Source organism: Arthrobacter sp. H5 (genome assembly GCF_000520595.1).
In the GTDB taxonomy this organism is placed as follows: Bacteria; Actinomycetota; Actinomycetes; order Actinomycetales; family Micrococcaceae; genus Arthrobacter_D.
The window spans coordinates 54,927-75,360 of sequence record NZ_KI914984.1; the positions used below are offsets into that span (position 1 = coordinate 54,927).

Genomic DNA, 20,434 nt, shown 5'->3' on the forward strand with positions numbered 1-20,434 from the left:
AGGCGGGCGATGCCCCGCCCGGGGAGCGACGACCGCGTGACGGCCACAAACGGTCTGGGCGGCGGAACCTTAGCCACTGAGGGATCGCATCACCGAGTAGAGGTCGCTCTTGCCCTCGAACCCGATGCCGGGGAGATCCGGCATGGTGATGTAGCCGTTCTCAACCGCCACGCCATCAGGGAATCCACCAAACGGCTGGAACAGGTCCGGATAGGATTCGTTGCCGCCAAGCCCAAGTCCGGCCGCAATGTTGAGAGACATCTGGTGCCCGCCGTGCGGAATGCAGCGGGTGCGGGACCAGCCGTGCTCATCGAGCATCGAGAGCGTGCGAAGGTACTCGACCAGGCCGTAGCTGAGTGCACAGTCGAACTGCAGCCAGTCCCTGTCCGGGCGCAGCCCGCCGTAGCGGATCAGGTTGCGTGCGTCCTGCATGGAGAACAGATTCTCTCCGGTGGCAAGGGGGTTCGCGTAGGCAGCGGCCACGTCGGCCTGGGCCTCGTAGTCCAGTGGATCCACGGGCTCCTCGTACCAGAAGAGGTCATACTTCGAGAGGGCTTCGGCGTACTGGATGGCCGTTTTCCGGTCGAACCGGCCGTTGGCGTCCACGGCAAGGCTCTGCCCGGGCCGAAGCATACTCAGTACAGCTTCAATACGCTCACGATCCTCGGACAGCGACGCGCCGCCGATCTTCGCCTTGACGGTGCTGTAGCCACGGTCGAGGTAGCTTTGCATCTCGTCTTTCAGACCCTGGATTCCGCGCCCTGGCTGGTAGTAGCCGCCGGCGGCGTAGACAAACACCCTGTTGTCCGGCTCACCGTTCCCGTACCGGTCTGCGAGCACACGGAATAGCGGTTTTCCTTCGATCTTCGCGACCGCGTCCCAGATGGCCATATCGAGGGTGCCGACGGCGACGGAACGTTCGCCGTGACCGCCCGGCTTCTCGTTGGCCATCATGACGTCCCAGATCAAGCTTGGGTCGAGATTATCCCCGGTGGTGTCCAGCAGGTCCTCGGGCCTGGCCTCCATGATCCTCGGAATGATGCGTTCCCGCATCAGCGAGCCCTGCCCGTACCGGCCGTTGGAGTTGAAGCCGTAGCCCACCACCGGGTGGCCGTCCCGCTGAACGTCCGTAATCACCGCGACCAAACTGAGCGTCATTTTGCTGAAGTCGATAAACGCGTTTCTGATCGAGGAGCTGATGGGCAGGGTCTGTTCGCGGATTTCGACGATTCTCACGGGTGTGCTCCTACTACTGTTGTCAGGGCTTCGAAGGCGGAGACGAGGGCGTCGGATACCTCATTGGTTGTGGCGGTTCCACCGAGATCCGGGGTGCGGATGTCGGTTTCGGTGAGTACATGCTCCATGGCGTCGATGAGCGCTGCGCCGGCATCCTGATGACCCATGTGGTCGAGCATCATGGATGCCGCCCACACCTGTCCAAGGGGATTTGCCTTTCCCTGTCCGGCAATATCCGGGGCGGAGCCATGAACCGGTTCGAACATGGATGGGAACGCGCCCTCCGGGTTGAGGTTTGCGGAGGGAGCGATGCCGATGCTGCCGATGATTGCCGCGCCAAGGTCGGTCAGGATGTCACCGAAAAGGTTGGAGGCCACAACAACGTCGAAGCGCGCCGGATCGAGCACAAAGAGTGCCGCGAGCGCGTCGATGTGATATTCCGACACCGTCAGGTTCGGGTGATCCTTCGCGAGGTCACGCAGTATTTCGTCCCAGAACGGCATGGTGTGGATGATGCCGTTGGACTTGGTGGCTGAGGCGAGAGTTCCCTTTCGCTGTTCGGCGAGGTTGATGGCGTACCGCATGGCCCGCTCCACGCCGAATCGGGTGAAAATGGATTCCTGGATGGCCATTTCCTGTGGCATCCCGCGGTAGAGGCGCCCACCGCTTTCCGAGTATTCACCCTCGTTATTTTCGCGCACCACCAGGAAGTCGATTCCGCCGGCGGGCACCTTCCGCAGCGGACTCTCGATGCCGGCGAGCAGCTTGACCGGACGAAGGTTGATGTACTGCTGGAAGGCGCGGCGGATAGGGATGAGCAGGCCCCACAGTGACACATGGTCGGGTACGCCGGGGAATCCCACGGCCCCCAGGAAGATCTGGTTGCATTCAGCGAGCTGTTCGATGCCGTTTGCCGGCATCATCCGTCCGGTGCGTGAGTAATATTCGCAGCCCCACTCGAATTCCTGCCATTCGAAAGCGAACCCGTACCGTTGGCCGGCGAGTTCCAGGAGCTTCTGCGCTGGGGGCATGACTTCTGTGCCGATGCCGTCACCCGGGATCACGGCAATGCGGTAGCTGGGAGTTGTCATGAAAAAGTCCTTTTGGTTATTTGATTACAGGGAAAGTTCGGGCAGGGTAACGTACAGGATCTGCGTGAACGCCAGGTAGAAAGCTCCAACAACGACGACGGCGACTCCCAGGTCGAGCAGGATCTGTTTCCAGGTGGGGCGCGAAGTCCGCATCAGGAGGGCCACCAGCGTGAAGAACAGGATGCCACCGTAGAAATAGCCGAGAATCGGCAGTGATACCACCCAGGCGGTCAGCAGCAGCAGGGCCCGCCCGAGGTCCCGATAGCCGAGCCGTCCGGTGGTGTCCCAGCCCGTGTCCTGCCGCCGCAGCAGCCCGCGCGCAATGAGCACAACGCTGAGGGCAGCCAGGGCGATCAGCACGGAGTCCGGGAAGATGCCGCCGTACTCGCTGGAGTAGTCCCGCTGGACCCAGAAGATCAGGCAGATGACGAGGACTGCCGCTCCACCAATGATGTTTCCCATGTCAGTCGCTCTCTGCTCGGTCGCTGTGCCCGGAGGTCGGTACTGCTTCCGCAGGGGTCCCCTTCGTCTTCGCATCACGCCGCTTCTGGATGAAGGGCCACGCGGCGGAGAGCACGCACATCAGGATCAGAACAATGCTGATGGGTCTGGTAAAGAAGCTGGTCCACGGTACGGCGTCGCCGGAGGACGTAAGAATGCCTTGCACCAGCCCTGTTTCCGCGATCGTGCCGAGCACAAGACCGAGGACAATCGCGGCGCCGCCGATGCCCACGCGCTGCAACAAGTACGCGGCGACTCCCAGTGCGAGCATGATGAAGACGTCAACCACCGAGCTGCGGATCGCGTAGGCACCGATGATGGTCAGGACGGTGATTCCCGGGGCCAGATAGCGGACGGGCAGTGCCATAACGCCGCGCTGCAGGCCGCGTCCAGCGATCAGGCCAACCGGCACCATCATCACGGCTGAGACCGCCAGCGCGATAATGAATGTGTAAACCAGAGGGCCTGAGGTTTCGAACAACTCAGCACCCGGTCGCAGTCCGTGCAGCAGAAGCACACCGAGGATGATCGCGTCGGGTGGTGTTCCCGGGACTCCGAGGGTGAGCGTTGGAATGAACCCGCCGCCTACAGTCCCGTTGTTGGCGGATTCCGATGCAACGACGCCGTCGATCTCGCCTTTGCCAAAGGTTTCAGGATGCTTGGAGGCGCGTTTTGCCTCGTTGTACGCGACGAGGTTCGCAACGCTGCCTCCGGCGCCCGGGAGGATACCGACGATCGTGCCAATGATGCTGGAACGGATCAGATTGACCGGGCGGCTGAGGATTAGCCGGATCATGCCACCGAGGCGGTCCTTTTCGCGGGTTTCGTCCACCATCTGGGCGTCACGGGTGCGCAAGGCGATCAGGCGGATGACTTCAGGGATGGTGAAGAGCCCGATCAGGGCCGGCACCAGTGGTACACCGCCTTGCAGCATCGGGTCGCCGAACGTAAACCGTACGTCGCCGCCGACGGGTGCGATGCCGATGGTGGCGAGCAGCAGCCCGAGCAGTCCGCCGATCAGGCCCTTCAGCAGGGATCCGGAAGCAAGGCTGGCAATAATTGTGAGGCCAAACATCGCTACCCAGAAGTACTCCTGGGGACCAAACCGCAGTGAGAACGAGGCGAGGGGTGGGGCCAGGAAAATCAGTGCAATGACGCCGATGATCCCGCCGACAAAGGAACCAATTGTGGCACCAACTATGGCGAACTCGCTACGCCCTTTGCGCGTGAGCGGGTAACCGTCCAAAGCCGTGGCGATCGAGGACGGAGTGCCGGGCGCATTGACGAGGATCGCAGTGAAGGATCCGCCGTAGATCGCGCCCATATAGAAGGCGCCTAAGAGAACCAGGCCGGACGTCGGATCCATGGCGAATGTGAAGGGGACCAGCAGCGCCACCCCCATGGTGGCGCTCAGCCCCGGCATTGCCCCGAGGGCCATGCCGCTCAAGGTGCCGATCAGCACCAGGAGCAGCATGGACGGGGCAAGGTTGGCGAGCAGCCCTTGCCCAAGTACTTCGAACATTACGGAACCAGTTCCAGACGGGTCAGCAAGTCCTCATACACAGCAGTTCGCTCTTTAGTCAGCTCGGCTGCTTCTTCGGGACCGTAGTTTTCGAGGACGAATGCCTGTTCCTCGAAGGCCTTGACCAACTCCGGGTCTTCATTGACTGTCTTGAATGCGTCAGCCAGTTTCTGGACTATGTCATCAGGCGTGCCCTTGGGTACCGAAATGCCGCGGTAGGCACCGTCAACCAGGTCATGTCCCTGTTCCGCGAACGTCGGTACGTCCGGCAGGCCGGGCATGCGTTCCTCGGTTGCGACGGCGATGGCGCGCACTTGGTCGCCGAGTTGGGTGATCTGGGGGGAGTAGGACATCAGGGCGTCCACATGTCCGCCCAGGAGAGCGGGGACGGCCGTGCCGGTGCCGGAGAACGGCGTGTAGGTGATATCGATGCCGGCCATGTCTCCGAGCATGAGGGTACCGATATGGTTCGCCGAGAAGTCGCCACTTCCGCCTATTGACATGGCGCCCGGGTTTTCCTCGGCTGCGGCGATGAAGTCGTCGAGGGTTTCGATGTCGCTGTCCGCCGGTACAAGGAGGGCGTTCGGTGTGCTTTGGAAGATGTAGACCTGTTGCAGGTCCTCGGTCTCGTATCCGGCGTCGTCCCGCAGCATCGGCTGAAGGATGATGTGCGGGAGATTGCTGCCCATGACGGTGTATCCATCGGCTGCCGTCCGGGTGAGTTCGGACCAGCCGAGGGCACCGCCGCCTCCGGGCTTGTAGGAGACATTGACGCTCTGTCCGAGGATCTCCGCGAGCTTTTCCTGCTGCAGACGTGCCGTGATATCCGATTCCCCTCCGGCATCAAACGGCAGGACATAATCGATCCGCTTCTGGGGGAAGTCCGCGGCTGAGTCGGCGCCACCTCCTCCGCTTCCACACCCAGTTGCTGCGAGGGCGACGGCGATCGTTCCGACGATTGATGCAAACATACGGCGGCTTTTCATCTTTACCTCCATTGGTAAAAGTTGGCGCTGATTGGGTGGTGAAGTGGTAACGAACGGTTAGTTGAGGTAACCGATGACGGCGTCGGTGACCTCAACGGTGGTGGCGGAACCGCCCAGATCCTTCGGAAGAATGCCGGCAGCGGTGGTCGAGCGAATCGCCGCCGCCAGATTCTCGGCTTCTGCGATGAGGCCAAAGTGTTCCAGCATGAGGCCTGCGCTTGCGATCGCCCCAATCGGATTGGAGACTCCCTGGCCGGCAATGTCCGGAGCAGATCCATGTACGGGCTCGAACATGCTGGGAAAACGCCGTTCGGGGTTGTAGTTTGCGCTGCTGGCCAGACCCAGGCTGCCAGCGAGCGCGCTCCCCAGGTCGGAAAGGATGTCCGCGTTCAGGTTCGAGGCGACTACCACGGAGAGTTCTTCGGGCTTGAGGACAAACTTGGCGGCCATGGCGTCCACTAGAACGCTCTCGGTTTCGATGTCAGGATAATCCTTGGCGACGCGCTTGAAGACGTCATCCCACAGCACCATTCCGTATTGCTGGGCATTGCTCTTGGTCACGCTCGACAGCTTGGCGCGCTCGCGGGTTCGCGCGATTTCGAAGGCAAACCGGATGATCCGCTCGCACCCTACTTCGGTGAAGAGCGAGGACTGTACAGCTACTTCGCCGCCGCTGCCACGGGCTGAAAGGTTTCGTCCACCGAGTCCGGCGTACTCGCCTTCACTGTTTTCACGGACTACGATCCAGTCCAGCTCGGTAGTGTCCGCCTTGCGAAGGGGGCTGGTGACACCGGGGAGGAAGTGGACGGGGCGGACATTAGCCCATTGGTCGAAACCCTGACAGATCGCCAGGCGGAGACCCCAGAGGCTGACGTGGTCCGGCACCGTTGGCCAGCCGACGGCACCGAAGTAAATGGCATCGAAATCCTTCAGTTGGTCGAGGCCGTCGTCGGCCATCATCACGCCATGTTCGGCGTAGTAGTCGGAACCCCACGGGAAATCGGTCCATTCGAAGGAGATGGCCCCATCGGATAGCTTTGCGACGGCGTCCATAACTTTTTGTCCGGCCGCCGTGACCTCCTGCCCGATTCCGTCGGCGGGGATAGCTGCGATTCGGAAGCGTTGTTGGGTCATGGTGCGAGACTAGGCCAAATTGTGGTCTACGTCTCAGACCGCGATCCTTTACGGTCGATAGGAATTACCTATAAGTACTTGTCAGAAGCATATTCACGAACAACCTCCGCAAAGGCTTGTGCGGCTGGCGTCATCACCGCAGGTGTCCGGTAGGCCAAGGTAACCTGCAGGGTATGTGCGGGTTCCAGGTGCATCACTGCTGCTCCACACTTGCGCGCGAGGTCTGTCCAGGCGGCAGTGAGGACCGCCAGACCACCACCGGCCAGGACCAAGGGAAGCACGGATGAGCGGTGTGCTACCTCTACCGCTATGTGGGCATCAATGCCGCTGCCCAGAATTTCATCCACTACCTGCCGCATGACACTTCCCGGGGGTGAGGTGATAAACCGGGCGCCAGTCAGGTCGTTGTGGTGCACGACGGATCCATCCGTGAAGGGTTGTCCGGGAAGGCCGATCAGCACCATCGGTTGTTCTTCGATGGGTTCAAGATGTATCCCGGGCGGCGGGACAAATTCAGCACTGCCGAAGAGCCCCAGCTCGCAAGCTCCGCTCGCAAGGAGCTGCATGACGTCCGCGCTTGTATAAGCGGGTTGTGCGCTGATTGTCATTCCGGGGTAGAGCTTGCCGAACTGCATGGCAACGGTGCTGAACGGCTCAACGGCCTGGGAAGGGAGCAGCGCCAGATCTACCTGGCCCACTTGCCTGCTCTTGAGCGAGTCCACGGTGGACCGGAAGGCGTCAAAATCACGGACGGCGCGTCGAGCAGGTTCAATCAGTGCGCGTCCGGATGAACTCACCACCACATGTCGACCTGTCCGGTGAAATAGTTGCACCCCAAGTTCGCGCTCAAGGGCAAGCACGGCCTGCGACAGTGAGGGCTGGGCGATATGGAGTTGCATTGCCGCGCGGCCAAAGCCGCCGTGATCAACGACGCCGAGGAAATACTTCAGGTGTCGGATGTCCATAAGCTAATCCTGCCGTAATAAGTCGCCCAGCCCAGATCCCTGCAGGCTGTAGAAGCCGACCTTGGGCCTGCCGAACTGGAAGACCCGGTGCAGGGGAGAGAATTTTACCTGCCGGGGCTGAACCAGTTCAGCTCAGCGTTCTCCACCTCGGGCGCAGAGCGGAGGATGTCTGACTGGGCAACCCAGTCCACTCCATTCGCTATCACCCGCTGTACCTGCGGATGGTGGTAGACCGGGTATTCCTGATCGCCGGGGCTGAAGTAAAAGATCCGTCCTTTTCCCCGCGAGAAGGTGACGCCTGAGCGGAACACTTCGCCGCCTGCGAAAGAGCTGATGAAAATCAGGTCATCTGGTTCGGGAATGTCGAACAGCTCCCCGTACATCTCCTGTTCCGGGATGACAATCGGGCTGTCAACGCCGGCCGCAATGGGATGCGAAGGCTTAACCGTCCACACAAGTTCGCGTTCGCCGTCGTTCCTCCACTTCAGTGAGCACGTGGTGCCCAACAGCCGCGTGAAGATCTTCGCAAAGTGTCCCGAATGCAGCACGATCAGTCCCATGCCGCCCAGGACATGGCGGTGAACGCGTTCCACAACGGCGTCGTCCACCTCGCCATGTGCCCTGTGGCCCCACCAGAGCAGAACGTCAGTTTCGCGGAGCCGATCTTCAGTGAGCCCGTGTTCCGGATCCGCCAACACCGCGGTGGAGACCTGCGAATCCGGGAAGAACTGCTGGAGGGATTCGGCGATCGCGCCGTGCATGCCGCGCGGATACATCTCGGCCATGGTCGAAGGTTCGTTGTGTGCCTCGTGGACGGCTTCGTTCCAGACCAGTACCTTTAGTTTTGCGTCAAACATAGTCAGAGACTCACTTCCCGATATTCTGCTGCGGATTGATAGCAGGCGTCGATAATCAGTGCGCGGGTCAACGCCAGCGAACCGTCATGAGCTCCCCAGACAGAGCTACCGCCGCGTACCGCTTCGATGAAATCGTTCGCGACTGCCTGGTGCGCGAGGCCAGGCAATGCCTTTGGGGTGTAGTCGGCGTTCCGTCCGTCCTTGTCCGCGAACACACGCAGCTCGGCGACGGGGGTATTGGACGCTCCCACCGCTCTCAGTTCCGCCCCGCCGTCAGTGCCGTACACGGTGAAATCAAGCAGGTCCTCCGTCTCCCGGAAGACCGCCCATCCTGCTTCCAGAACAAGCGTGCCACCACCTTCAAAGCGGATGAAGGCCGAAGCGAAGTCTTCCACTTCGAACTTGTGCGCGCCGCCAGTGGCCGTATAGCGCTGGTCGCCTCCACGGCCTTTGGGGCCGAGCTCCGAGTAGGCGGAGGCGGAAACCGAGAGCACTTTCGGCTCGCCCAGCAGGTGCAGCGCGTAGTCCAGCACATGGACGCCGATGTCCGCGAGCGGGCCTCCGCCGGCCATCTCCCTGTTAGTGAACCAGCTGCCCAGCGTGGGGATACCTGCCCGACGCAGCCACGATGCCTTGGCGTAGTAAGGCCTGCCGAGGTCACCGTTGTCGATGATCTGCTTCAGCGACTGGATGTCGCCGCGTCGCCTGTGGTTGAAAGCAATGTCAAGGACCCGTCCGGCACTGCGGGCGGCGTCCACCATTTGCTGAGCTTCATCAGCGTTGCGGGCAATCGGCTTCTCGCAGAGCACATGCAGTCCCCGGTTGAGGGCGGCGATGCTGATGGGCGCATGAAGGAAGGTCGGGACGGCCACACTGATGGCATCCAGCCCCTCCAGTTCTACGAGGTCCTCCCACCGGGCGAAGGCATGGGGGACCTCGTGTTCGGTTTGGAGTTGTGCCAGTAGGTCCGCCTCCATCCCCGCGATCGCGATGACCTCAACGCCTGGAATGTTCTGGTACGCCTCCAGATGCTGCTGGCCGGCCCAGCCCAGGCCAATAACTCCAACTCTGAGACGGGCGTGCTGATCTGCTGCGGTGTCAGTCAATGAATTTCCTTCTCTGCGTGCTGGTTTGGTGTCACGGCTCGCTGCAACCTAGACGACTCTACCGGAAACGTTTCCGGTACCCAAGGGACCGAGTAGAAAGACGTGAGGGTCTGGAGGGCCCGACGCCGGTGCTGCAGGATGCAGAATCGCCCACCAGTGTGGGATAAATGACAGACGACGGCGGCGAGGCCGGGGGAATCCGGAGACGGGCGGCAATGAAAGTGGTGCGAAGGCACGGAGTGGGGATCAGGGAACTGGCCAGCGAGCTGGAACTCTCCGTCAGCACCGTTTCCCGAGCCATGAACGCGCGGCCTGACGTGAGCGTCGCGACCATCAAGCGGGTTCGGGAGGCGGCCGCACGTGTGGGCTACACTCCCAACCAAACAGGCAGAGCCCTCCGTCGTGGTGACACCCGTGCGATTGCGTTGGTGATGCCCACTACAACAGCGCGCACCCAGGTGGGTGAAACATTCTTCCTCACTCTGGCCAACGGGCTGCAGGAGGTCCTCAGCCGGGCGGGGAGGGACCTGATTATTTTGCCGTACGGCGCTTCGGAGGATCCCAACGGGTACCTTTTTGCCGCAGCGGACCGAGGGCTCGCGGATGCATTCATTGTGGCGGGAACCCAGCCGGTGGATCCGAGGATCGACTACTTGCTGGCGCGCGGCATTCCCCTGGTAGCTCTGGGCCGGACCGCCTCCGGCAACCACCCATGGCTCGATCTGGACTTTGACGCGGTGGCTGCCGATGCGGTTTCCCGTCTGGTGTTACGCGGGCACAGGCGGATTGCCTTGGAGATTACCGAAGGTGGCAGGAGTAACGCCGTGCTCATGGCCGAGGGGTACCGGCGGGCGCTCGAGGCTGAGGGTATCCCAATCGATCAGGACCTGATCATCGAAGTTCCGGATACGCGGGACGGCGGCTACGAACTCGGAACCCGGCTTGACGCGCTCAGCCACCGTCCCACAGCGGTTTTCCTGTTGGAAGAGACCACGGCGATCGGTCTGTACCGGTATCTGGAAGAGCACGGTCGACTACCGGGACGGGACCTTGCGGTTATTGGCCTGCGGGAGAATCCGGTCCTGGATCTACTCTCCCCGCGGCTGACCTGTTTCAGGCTTTCCGTCGAGGACTACGGTCGCAGGCTAGGCGAGAAGGTGCTGCGGCAGCTGGACCCGGGCGTTGTTTCGTCTGAGGACGGTGCGTCACTTCAGGAACTGTGGCGCATGGACCTTCTGCCGGGGGAGAGCGACGGGCCCGCCTAGTTTCCGCACCGGTTAGACACTTAGTGCCAGGAGAGGATGGCGGTCAGATCCGCGACGAGTATTGGAGTGTCCCTGGTGCGGGACATCTCGATCGCTTGGTCCACGGCCGCTTCGATGTCTTCAAGGTCTTCCATGGCGACGGTCTCACACCGTTCGTTGCCGCTGCTCCCGGGATAGATCAACTGCAGGCCCATATTCGGGTTGGAGCGCGAAACCTCTCTTCCCGTTCGTGTCGACCGCGGCCAGATACGAAGCAGCTTGCGGTTCCGCACTACGGCGCGCTTCTCCCAGCAATGCCAGCTCGCGTAGCCCATAGGCTCCGAATGCAGCACTTCATTCTTTGTGGGGTCGTCGAAGACACAGCGGCTCAGTGATCCGTGCCGCTGGCCGGTGAATTGGTACAGCGCCGCCCCCTGATTGTGGTCAATACTGAAAGCGTCCGGCGCGTCAACCGTTTCCGGGATGGCTGGAGGCTCACGCAGCAGTCCAGTCGGTGGTGCCACAGCTCCGGGCAGCTTCCAGGCTGTGGAGTCTGCCAAGGGTTCCGGTTTGTGTGCGTCGTCGGAGAACATGGTTCGGACTAGTCGCCATCCGGGCTGTACTCTGCCTGAACCAGGATCGGCAGGTGGTCGGAGGCGCCGCGCGGCAGTGTCTCCACGCTGTGAATGTCCAGTCCCCGGGAGGTCGCGAAATCGAAATGTCCACGAAAGACCCTGTACCGGGTGTAGGTTCTGAGGTCGCTGAGCGAGAGGTCGTATCCGGCGTCCTTCATGTGCTCGGTGAGGCGTCGGGTGAAGAACGGGTAATTGAAATCGCCCGCCATGAGCGTCACTATTCCTTCTCCCATTGCGAGCAGTTCCGCGTGCGCCGCGTGGATCTGTTTGCGGCGAAGCGAATTCGACGCCGTGAGGGGTGCGGCGTGGAAGGAACCGACCACCAGGTTGTGGTTGGTCTCATTGTCGGTCAGTTGGATGCCGATCAAGCGCTCGTGGGCGGGGCTGAGGAGACGGTCGTGCAGCGATTTTTTGAGGGAGAAAGCGCTGGCGTCAAGCGCAGTGAAGCGATCCTCCAGATAGTAGACGGCGAGCCCAAGGCGGTTTTCCTGGGTGGCCAGCCGCAGCCGCAGGTGGCCCACCTTATCCGGCAGATCGGAGGGATCGCATTCCTGCAGACAGAGAAGATCCACGCCGTGCTCCTGCACCAGATTCTCCAGCTCGCCGCTGGCTTTGTGTTTCCGCAGGTTGTAGCTGATGGCCCGTATCAGGAGAGCACCTCTTCGTAGTGTCCGGTAGAAGCTGCACCATTGTAGGCACCTTGATCTTAACTGGAGCTGATTTGCTGACCCGGTTACGTGATTGGGTGGTCAGCTGCTGCGGTGAGCTCGGGGGTCCAAACGTCTGCCCGGTCCAATGCTCTCTCCAATTCCTTGCCGCCGGCTTCAGCGATCAGGGCTGAGTCTCCTACAACCACCAGCAGGCTCCGCGCGCGGGACAGCCCAACATAGAGCTGTTCTGCCGCGCGATCCAGCTCCTTGAACCCGTCAACACACAGAATCACCACGGACCGTTCGAGGCCTTTGAAACCCAGTGCATGGCCGTAGAACTCCGACTCCTTGGCGTGGAACCCATTCCAGTACTCCTGGGTGGCGTTCCGATCAAAGTAGTCACGATGGACCGGGTGCCGGTGATGCGTGGTGAGGAGGGCAATCTGATTTGCCTCCCATCCCTCGCCGATGAGCGCGTCCATGCAGCTATCCGCCACATCGAGTGCGTCCTCGGTGGCGCACTGGACCCTGCGCACGGGCAACCCTGTGCCGCCCCGAGGGGTGAAGTGCTCTCCGGCGAAGACTTTGAAGGTCTCCGCGATCCGTCGGGTATTGCGCAGATTGTCATCTACGTGAATGGGGACCAGCTCGGCGATGGGCCCATTGATGAAGTCGGTGGTGCCGCCGCCCCAGCGCCGGTAGACGTCCTGTCGGTCATCCATAAACGCATAGACCTGGCCGGCGGACGGGTCCTTCAGACAGGAAAACAGACCCTCCCACCACAGCGGCGCAAAGTCCTGGGCCTCGTCGACGATCACCGCATCGAACTTCTGTCCCAGCGGGAGCTCCGCTGCCCTTTCCTTGAGAAGCCGCGGCATTTCTTCGTCGAAGTACGCCTGCCCCTCGCCGTCCGGCACCCCGAGTGAACGCACATAATCGTGAAACTCCCCGGTGAAGGCGGGCTTGGCATGACGCCAGCGGGCTACCTGGTTCTGCAGATGCCCGAGTGCCGTCGCGGCTGAGCTGTTTCGCCTTCGCGATGGCCAACCAGGTTTTGCCGCTGCCTGCGCCGCCGGCAAACCGGATACGGGGGAGCGCCCGGGTGGCGGCGAGCAGCCCGGCCTGGCGTTCAGTGAGCTGGTCCTGTAGATCTTCAAGCTCGCGTGGGTTCGATTCCACGTTGGATGGCTGCACCAGCGTGCCTTCGAGTCTGCTGGTAATGCGTTCAAGGTACGACCGCGCCAGCTGGGTTGCGCCGTTGCCTTCAGTTTCGATGGCCCTCCGGATTTTCTCCGCCGGCGACTCAAGGTCTGTTTGGTCGAGGAAGAGGGCCCGCGGGCAGCCGGTCAGGGTCCAGTCCTGAGGTACAGAGGTGTACGGCAGCGCCACCATGTAGGCGAAGCGGCTGGTTAACGGCGTTCCGAGCTGGCTGCTGATCCAATCCCGGAAGGCATGAGTTGAGCTTTGTGACTGGGCCACGGGGCTCTGCATCTTGTGGCGGCCGTCCCTGCCTCCGGACTGATACCACTGGCCTTGTCGACCGTGACCAGGCCGCCTTTCACCTCAATCGCGGCCAGTCCAACTCCCGGCCAGAGGATGAGCAGGTCGATTTCGTGTTCGGCACGGCCGTTGCGGACCTGCACGGAGTGGGCCAGGACAGCGTCATCGGGGAGCGAGGCACGCAGGGTTTCCCAGACGGCCGGCTCGGCGGACTGGCCATCGGCGAACTGGGGTTCCTCCGGGATGCAGCGCATCAGGTGTCCTCGGTGATAGTGGAGTGGCTTATTAACCGGAGGGTATCAACCCGCACTGTCATTCCTGCGCGCGTTCCACCCAGTCGAGGGGAACATAGCCATCCCACAGCTTCACACACTGCTGTAAACTGTGTGAAGGAGGTTTAGTCGTGAACGTTACCAAGCTGCCTCAGAGGAGAGACACCCCTGGCCAGTTCCGCACAGTGCAGGATCTGCTGAGCCATAGACGGCCGTCCTATACCGAAGAGGATCTGACAATGGCTCTGAGTGAGCAGATGCTGAGGTCACCTGAAACGGTTGCCTTGCCTTCGACGGCGCAATCGTTCTGGGAGGCACACTCGGGTACGGGAAACCATGAAGCCAGTGCAGGCAGAGCCACAGCTTCCAATGCTGTTGCCCGGGCTGTGTTGGATGCGGAAGCTTTGACGGCTGAGGAGGTGGCCCAGGTGCTGGGAAAGAACAGCTCCACCGTCCGGCATTACAAGAGCGCCCGGAAGCTCTACTCATACAGCAGGAGGGGGCATCGGCAGTTCTTTCCCCGGTGGCAATTCACAAGCCAGGGAACTGCGATTCCTTTCCTGGCTGAGGTGCTCGCGGTGATGGGTGAAGATATCCACCCGCAGACTGTTTCCGGCTTCTTCCTTGCGCCCCAAGCCGACCTCATGATGGATGGGCAGCCACAATCTCCCAAGCGGTGGCTTGAAAGTGGTGGAGCGGCAGACATTGTGGTGGCGAATGCACGGGAGCTTGGGGCCTCTCTCTGATGGGAAGCCAGTTCCCACCGCCTACCGCCGAACTTCTACTCCGTACTCCGGAAACCGTATCCCTTCCCGCCGGGACTGTTTTCTGGAGAATCCACAGAACGGTGGGCTCCCATGTTGTCCCATGGAACGCGCTGCGAACTTTCGGACCCTTGGAGAGCGCCCGCTGGGATCCGCACCCTCCGCCGCCGGGGGACAAGGCGCCCTTGGGCTCAATCTATGTGGGATCCGATGTGGCAACCTGCCTGGCTGAATTCTTCCAGCTCTCCAGATTTGTAGATGTAGATCAGGGCAGCCCTTACATTACGGGTTTCCAATTGGCGGCGGCAGCAACCGTGCTGGACCTGACCGGCTCCTGGATTCTGGGCGCGGGCGGATCCGCACAGGTGATGTTTCAGGAAAAGGCCCGTACACGTGCCTGGGCGCGGGCTATACATGATGCGTGGGGTGACCTGGACGGGGTCATCGCACCGTCAGCTATGTTCCCCGGCCGGAACATCACCGTCCTCTGGAACACCCAAGCGATGCCTGGGTTGCCCGTGCTCTCCGTTCCGTTGAACTCACCGGCCATCATCCGCGACGTTGCGACGGAGACTCTGCTCATCAACTACACGAGCAACATCGTTTTTTAGGATGAGGCAGGCTGGCACAATCCGATAAATGCACCCAACTCCTCGAAGTGCTCCGGCCGTGATGGCATGTGATAAGTCAGTTCAGGGGACCGCACGATGACCGCGCGCCACTGTCCCCTGGAGATTGCCACGTTAATCCGGTTGCGGTTGAGTAGGAACTGTAGACCGCGCGGAGCCTCCGATGCGGAGGAGCAGGCCATCGACACGATGACCACCGGTGCTTCCTGTCCCTGAAACTTATCCACCGTGCCTACCCGGGTTCCGAAAATGCCGGCATCTTTAAGTTTCCCGCGAATCATTTGTACCTGTGCGTTATAGGCGGCAACCACCAGCACATCCGCGTCGGTGAGACGCCGTGGCTTACGCTCCGCATCATCCCATCGAAGACCCACATGCAACTGCACCTGCCGGACCACTTCCTCGGCCTCGTCGGAGGAAGCGCTTTTGTTGCCCGCATGGTCCACCAGTACACACTCCACTCCCGCTGGCACCCCTTCGAGGACCCGCTTTGTCGCCAGCGGCGCAGATTCCAGTTTGTCGTCATAAGCCAGGCGCGATATCGCGCGGCAGAGCCCCGGATGCATGCGCCAACTGTCGGCCAGAAAGTAGCCCAATTTCGGAGGAAGCGTCGACACGCCTTGAGACAGCCAGCCAAGAGCAGATTCGTCGACCGGCTCAGGATGGTTTGCCTGTGTGACCTGCGGCAACTGTTGAGGGTCACCGAGGAGGAGCAACCGTTTGGCTGCCCGGGATACGGCCAGCGTATTGGCCAGCGAGAACTGGCCCGCTTCGTCGATCACCAGCAGATCCAGGGAGTCCGGCGGCACCTTGCTGCCGGTCATGGTCCAGGCTGTGCCGCCGACCAGCGCGCCACCCTCGGCCGTGAGCAGAGCAGCGACGTCGTCGTCCGTCCTATGGGTCCATGGTGTATCCGCTTCACTGGTCTTCTTGGCAATCTGATCCGGCGGAACGCCTGCCTTGAGCGCCGCTTTGAGCATGTTCTCGACGACGGCATGGGACTGAGCGACCACCCCAACCTTCCAGCCACGCTCGATCAGTGCACAGATGACGTGGGATCCAACATACGTTTTCCCTGTTCCTGGCGGACCTTGTACTGCCAGGTAGGACCGGTCGAGAGCTTCGACAGCCGCCGTGATCGCTGAAATGTAGTCATGATCGATCACCAGTGGGAGGCTGCCCCCACGTTCGAGAGTGGGAACGGCCCGGCGCAGAATTTCCACACCCGGGTTTTTTGGCAGGGCGGGCAGCGCGGTGCCCACACCCTGCGCGAGTTCGGCCAGCGCAGCCCGGATGGACACCGTCGGGATCGGACTGTCAGTTGTGAGCGCTATCGGAAATTGTGAATAAGGCTCGGCGCCCCTCTTGAGTTTTTCCCGAATGATGATGTGCTCGCCGTCCCGGTCAGGGTAGGTCTCAAGAATTTCCGTGCCGAACCAGCCTTCGCGGCCATCTGGTTTTCCGTCCAGCGGTGTCAGGCCGTCCGGCAGTGGACTGCCGTACATGCGGAACCAGGTGCTGCCGGGCTTGAATTCCGACCCTTCCGACGGGATACCGTACAGGTCCAGCGTGCGCACCTGGTTGCTCCGGGGTGTGGGCTTGGCCCAGTCCTGCACAACGGTTGCCTGCTCAACCAGTAACACATCGCGGGTTTTCTCAGCCCATACATCGATCGGCGAGCCGAGGCGGTCGAAATGCTGCCACCAGAATTGCTTGTCCTCCCGTCGGTGATATCCGACGGCGGCGGCGACCATGGCTATGGCCTGTTCGTCGTTGGTCAACGCACGGTGGGTAGGTAGCGATGCTACGTGTTCCAGCAGCCGCTGCTCTTCCGGTGAGGGCGGCTCCACGTCAGCGACTATTGGCTGCTGCATCTGAGCTGCACTGATACCACGCTCTGCAGCCTGCTTCAGCAGCCAGTTCCGGAGTTCGAGGGTGGAGAGGCAGTCGTAGCGGTTGTAGTCGCTGATCCCCGCGAGAATTGTTTCTGCAAGCTTGGTGTCTCCGCTATCCCGGGCCTCGCAATACTGCGCATAGGCCACAACCGATGCGCCGGCGTCGGTGACGTCACCGGACCTCAGGGTGCCGCCCATGTAAAGGGGCTCGAGTTTCTTGATGCTGTAGGAGCGGTCGGAGATGCGGAGGCTGTTGCGGACCGTCTCGTAGAGGTCCACCAGCACGCCGTCCCTGAGGAGTGTGTCGACGGCTTCCTCCCCGATCAGGTGGATGAGGGAGAGGTTTCGGAGCGCCGTCTTTTCATAGGAAGCGTAGTGATAAATGTGCAGGTTCGGATAACGACGACGACGGTCGGCGACGTAGTCCAGGAAGTCCGCAAACGCGCCTCGTTCCTGTGCGCGGTTGTGCGCCCAGAACGGTCTGAACGGCGGCTCTGTTCCGGGCTCGGAGGGGTTCTCCACCACGCCGAAAAGGTATTCGATGCCCCAGCGTCCGGCCGCATCCTTCCAGAGGGGATCGCCCTCAAAATCGAAAAAGATATCGCCGTAGTCGGGTTCAGGCAGGCTGCCCAGACTGTTTTCCTCGAGGACCCTGAAGCTGAGCGTCTTCTCTTTGCCGTGCTTGTCCAGGTAAGGGACACTGCCGTCGATCTCGGCGGTTCCGGTCTGCATGCGTGCCTGGTCGCGCAGGGCAAGCAGGCTCTCGTTGTTGTCCGGAACATCCATGCCTGCCAGGTCGTCGATCGTGAATACGTCTGATTTATGCAGTTTTGCCCGGCGGGTGGTGCTCATTCTGCCGACGAGCAGGAGGTCACGGGTTTCCTCGACCATCAACTGGCAGTAGTCGCACCGCCCGCAGGCGGCGCATGAGTCATCGCCCCAGACCACGGGCTCCGCTTGGGCATGGTGCTTCTCAACGAGCGAAAGAAACCGGCCGCGCCGCTCCTGGTAGACAGGCAGCAGATCTGCAAGGCGGTGATCGCTGTGCTGTTCGTCGCCGAGGACAAGGGTGACCAGCGGCGCCGGTTCGATACCGGCTTTGAGGAGTTGGTCACCGTAGGCGGCCAGCTGCAGCAGGGCACCCACCTTTGCGTGGCGGGCGAGCTTTGTGTCCCACACCGCGTATCCGGCGTCCGCTTTGACCAGGAAGTCGGACCGGCCATGGAACTGTCCATCAAAGAATGCTGCCTGAAAGACGACGTCCGCGCCGCTGCGCAGCGCCAGAATAGACTCCGAATGCTTCTCCGCGAGCGCAGTTCTTTCCATGCTCGCGGCGGGTGCTACATCCCACACTCCGGTTCGGCGTGCGGGATCCCACTTACCATGCTCTTCGATAAATCGGTCGAGCACATGGCGCTCATGCACATCGCCCAGCACCGCGGTGCGTTCCAACATCTCGTCGGTCGCAAAGGTTGGACGAACACTGCGTCCGAGCTTCTCGTCGAGGATCCGCAGCGTGCGGTACTCGCACACAGACGCGTTGACCAGATCGGTCGCCGAAAAGATGAGGTCCGGTTCGGCGCCGGGGGTTGTTGGGTCGAGCAGGAACATTCGGTCTCCCTATGGTTTGCCACTGGGAACAATCGAATCATGTTCCGGTGACATTCGTGTGATGCCCCTTGATCTTCATCCGCGATCACACCTACGGAAGCCCGCGTATCACCTCGTTGAATGCGGAGAATGTCGGGTAGCCGCTACCCGACATGGAGCGGACCATCGCCTTGGTTGCCCAGTCCTCCGGCAGCCACACCCGTCCTGTCATCTGAGGGTGGTCAGGGTTGCAGACTGACGCCCACAAGACAAAGACCAACTCAGCCCAGTCCGAGTTGAGTATCCACCTCACTGGCCCATCGGCTGATTGACCATCAATCTGGAGGGAGCCGGGTCCGGTCAGCGAGGCGAGATGAATGCTCTTCCACCCCCAAGAGTGGAGCGCGTGGGTCGTGTGCATGTAGAAGCCGAAACTGCCGACGCTCAGAGTGCCATGATCGATGGGTATCCACCGTGGTTGAGCCAATTCCCGTGCCCGTGCACGACGAGTTGCGTTGCCCATGGCGCGCACAGCACCGAAGGCAAGCACGGCAGGTACGGCTCCCCGGCCCATGGCCACCATTGTGCTGTTGTTGTGCATGTAGGAACCATCGCCGGGGGCTACCCATGCCAGCAACTGGAATGGACCGTGGACAAAGATTTTCTCCTCGTGGCCGCCCAGTTGCATGGCGAAGGGAACGGCTTGGGGCATGCGGCGATCAAGTTCGCCTCGCTTGAGCAACACTGCAATTTCCGCCGTGGTCCACAGCGTTTCATCCCGAGCAGTCCAGTCGGTCTCAGGTGTCTCCTTGCGTCCCATACAACCAAGCTATACGAAGACGCCGACAGTCGAACGGCTTATCCACACCGGATCAACTGCAGCGTCGGGCGTTCACCATTCCGTGCAGCTCAGTGCCCCGGACGCCCGGTGCTCTCGCGTACACCCAGCCCGCCCGCGCCAAGGCCGTGGTGGGCGGTGTTCCTGAGCTGCCGGCCGTGGTCACGGCCGTCGGCAGCCGGGGCGGGCGTCGTCGAACGTCCGGTCACATGGGACACAGCGGTTGCCTACGGCGAGCCGGGTGTCTATGAGCTCGCTGGCACTGCGGACGCCGGTGGCGGGGACACACTTCCCGCGACCCTGCGCATCCAAGTCACCGGGGGGCACATTTGCCAACGTGGCCGACGATGGCGGCACTACAGCCGGTGCCACGTTCACCGAGCCAGGCTACGGCACGGCGGGCCTCTTCAATGGGATGTGCGGGACAAGGCCTGGTCCAACTGGAAATCGCAGAACAAGAACGTCTGCGACACCCTGACGGTCACGCTGCCCGAGGCACAGACCCTGGGCGGCGTTGTGGTGCACTTCTTCCGGGACGGGACCAGCGACAGCTATGCGGGGTCAATGCGGCTGCAGGTCCAGGACGACGACGGCGGTTGGGTGAATGCGGGGAGCCCGTGGCGGTTCCTGGCGGTTCGCCCGCGCCAGCGGTGACGTTGCCGCTGGACGCTGTGACGGCGTCGTCGGTCCGGGTTGTGATGACTGCCCGTCCGGAGACGCACATGGTGGTCAGCGAGATCGAGGTGCTGGGTGTGGTTCCCGCCGAGTCGGGCGATTCGACCCTCAGCTCCATCAGTGTGGGCGGAACGCCGGTTACCGGATTTGATCCGGCTGTGACCAGCTATGAGGTCCCGTCGCGGGGCAAGCTGCCCGGGGTGTCGGCGCTCGCGGCAGATCCGTACGCCGAGGTCGCCGTCACGCAGCCGGCCGGCAGGGACCGGGCCGCTGTGATTACGGTGACCAGTGAGGACGGTGCGGCCACATCCACGTATCGGGTGACGCTCACCAAGTAGTCGCAG

Annotated in this window: 20 protein-coding genes; 5 read left to right on the forward strand and 15 right to left on the reverse strand. The window is 61.8% G+C overall.

Translation table 11 applies throughout. The features are described from left to right. Nucleotides 1-69: 69 nt before the first annotated feature. From Y708_RS0106015 to Y708_RS0106055, 9 genes are all read right to left on the reverse strand, one after another. The gene (locus Y708_RS0106015) at nucleotides 70-1,236 is read right to left on the reverse strand and encodes a mandelate racemase/muconate lactonizing enzyme family protein (protein WP_028279230.1); all 1,167 of its coding nucleotides are present in this window, start codon (nucleotides 1,234-1,236) and stop codon (nucleotides 70-72) included. After that, nucleotides 1,233-2,327, reverse strand: coding sequence for a tartrate dehydrogenase (locus Y708_RS0106020; protein ID WP_028279231.1), 1,095 nt, complete (start codon nucleotides 2,325-2,327; stop codon nucleotides 1,233-1,235). Before Y708_RS0106020 ends, Y708_RS0106015 begins: the two co-directional genes overlap by 4 nt. A gap of 24 nt (nucleotides 2,328-2,351) precedes the next feature. Further along, a complete protein-coding gene (locus tag Y708_RS27370; protein ID WP_028279232.1) occupies nucleotides 2,352-2,789 on the reverse strand; it encodes a tripartite tricarboxylate transporter TctB family protein in 438 nt (145 codons plus the stop codon). A gap of 1 nt (nucleotide 2,790) precedes the next feature. Next, nucleotides 2,791-4,350, reverse strand: coding sequence for a tripartite tricarboxylate transporter permease (locus Y708_RS23235; RefSeq protein WP_051478681.1), 1,560 nt, complete (start codon nucleotides 4,348-4,350; stop codon nucleotides 2,791-2,793). Next, nucleotides 4,350-5,336 carry a tripartite tricarboxylate transporter substrate binding protein gene (locus tag Y708_RS0106035; protein ID WP_162150441.1) on the reverse strand — a complete coding sequence of 329 codons (987 nt, stop codon included), beginning with the start codon at nucleotides 5,334-5,336 and terminating at the stop codon, nucleotides 4,350-4,352. The genes Y708_RS23235 and Y708_RS0106035 overlap by 1 nt, the downstream gene beginning before the upstream one ends. A gap of 57 nt (nucleotides 5,337-5,393) precedes the next feature. Next, nucleotides 5,394-6,470: a tartrate dehydrogenase gene (locus Y708_RS0106040; RefSeq protein WP_028279234.1), complete on the reverse strand. Its 1,077-nt coding sequence runs from the start codon at nucleotides 6,468-6,470 to the stop codon at nucleotides 5,394-5,396. 68 nt (nucleotides 6,471-6,538) lie between these two features. Further along, nucleotides 6,539-7,435 (reverse strand): LysR family transcriptional regulator, encoded by an 897-nt coding sequence (locus tag Y708_RS0106045; protein ID WP_028279235.1) that lies wholly within the window; start codon nucleotides 7,433-7,435, stop codon nucleotides 6,539-6,541. A 104-nt stretch (nucleotides 7,436-7,539) separates the two neighbouring features. Then, nucleotides 7,540-8,292: a ThuA domain-containing protein gene (locus tag Y708_RS0106050; protein WP_028279236.1), complete on the reverse strand. Its 753-nt coding sequence runs from the start codon at nucleotides 8,290-8,292 to the stop codon at nucleotides 7,540-7,542. Nucleotides 8,293-8,294: 2 nt separating this feature from the next. Then, nucleotides 8,295-9,398 (reverse strand): Gfo/Idh/MocA family protein, encoded by a 1,104-nt coding sequence (locus Y708_RS0106055; protein ID WP_028279237.1) that lies wholly within the window; start codon nucleotides 9,396-9,398, stop codon nucleotides 8,295-8,297. A 167-nt stretch (nucleotides 9,399-9,565) separates the two neighbouring features. Between Y708_RS0106055 and Y708_RS0106060 the strand changes: the two genes are divergently transcribed. Then, complete coding sequence (locus tag Y708_RS0106060) at nucleotides 9,566-10,663, forward strand: substrate-binding domain-containing protein (RefSeq protein WP_051478683.1); 1,098 nt, start codon at nucleotides 9,566-9,568, stop codon at nucleotides 10,661-10,663. A gap of 20 nt (nucleotides 10,664-10,683) precedes the next feature. On the opposite strand, the gene Y708_RS0106065 is transcribed toward Y708_RS0106060, so the two are convergent. From Y708_RS0106065 to Y708_RS30885, 4 genes are all read right to left on the reverse strand, one after another. Continuing rightward, nucleotides 10,684-11,202, reverse strand: a complete 519-nt coding sequence (locus Y708_RS0106065) for a hypothetical protein (protein WP_155853723.1) — start codon at nucleotides 11,200-11,202, stop codon at nucleotides 10,684-10,686. A gap of 41 nt (nucleotides 11,203-11,243) precedes the next feature. Beyond that, nucleotides 11,244-11,924: an endonuclease/exonuclease/phosphatase family protein gene (locus Y708_RS0106070; RefSeq protein ID WP_028279240.1), complete on the reverse strand. Its 681-nt coding sequence runs from the start codon at nucleotides 11,922-11,924 to the stop codon at nucleotides 11,244-11,246. Between the two features lie 86 nt (nucleotides 11,925-12,010). Next, the gene (locus Y708_RS30880) at nucleotides 12,011-12,859 is read right to left on the reverse strand and encodes a DEAD/DEAH box helicase (RefSeq protein ID WP_253905704.1); all 849 of its coding nucleotides are present in this window, start codon (nucleotides 12,857-12,859) and stop codon (nucleotides 12,011-12,013) included. A gap of 477 nt (nucleotides 12,860-13,336) precedes the next feature. Then, complete coding sequence (locus Y708_RS30885) at nucleotides 13,337-13,681, reverse strand: nuclease-related domain-containing protein (RefSeq protein WP_253905705.1); 345 nt, start codon at nucleotides 13,679-13,681, stop codon at nucleotides 13,337-13,339. A 149-nt stretch (nucleotides 13,682-13,830) separates the two neighbouring features. On the opposite strand from Y708_RS30885, the gene Y708_RS27375 reads away from it, so the two are divergent. Then, nucleotides 13,831-14,445, forward strand: coding sequence for a hypothetical protein (locus Y708_RS27375; RefSeq protein WP_051478685.1), 615 nt, complete (start codon nucleotides 13,831-13,833; stop codon nucleotides 14,443-14,445). Then, nucleotides 14,445-15,074: an RES family NAD+ phosphorylase gene (locus Y708_RS23250; RefSeq protein ID WP_081746514.1), complete on the forward strand. Its 630-nt coding sequence runs from the start codon at nucleotides 14,445-14,447 to the stop codon at nucleotides 15,072-15,074. The genes Y708_RS27375 and Y708_RS23250 overlap by 1 nt, the downstream gene beginning before the upstream one ends. Here Y708_RS23250 and Y708_RS0106090 read toward each other — a convergent pair. After that, nucleotides 15,071-18,598: a TM0106 family RecB-like putative nuclease gene (locus Y708_RS0106090; protein ID WP_028279241.1), complete on the reverse strand. Its 3,528-nt coding sequence runs from the start codon at nucleotides 18,596-18,598 to the stop codon at nucleotides 15,071-15,073. The genes Y708_RS23250 and Y708_RS0106090 overlap by 4 nt on opposite strands. 91 nt (nucleotides 18,599-18,689) lie before the next feature. After that, nucleotides 18,690-19,397, reverse strand: a complete 708-nt coding sequence (locus tag Y708_RS27380; RefSeq protein ID WP_028279242.1) for a hypothetical protein — start codon at nucleotides 19,395-19,397, stop codon at nucleotides 18,690-18,692. Nucleotides 19,398-19,553: 156 nt separating this feature from the next. Here Y708_RS27380 and Y708_RS29030 point away from each other — a divergent pair, with 156 nt between their 5' ends. Next, nucleotides 19,554-20,069 (forward strand): Ig-like domain-containing protein, encoded by a 516-nt coding sequence (locus Y708_RS29030; RefSeq protein WP_155853725.1) that lies wholly within the window; start codon nucleotides 19,554-19,556, stop codon nucleotides 20,067-20,069. Next, entirely contained in the window at nucleotides 20,033-20,428 is a 396-nt protein-coding gene (locus Y708_RS0106105; RefSeq protein ID WP_155853726.1) for a hypothetical protein, read from the forward strand. Before Y708_RS29030 ends, Y708_RS0106105 begins: the two co-directional genes overlap by 37 nt. Nucleotides 20,429-20,434: the final 6 nt, after the last annotated feature.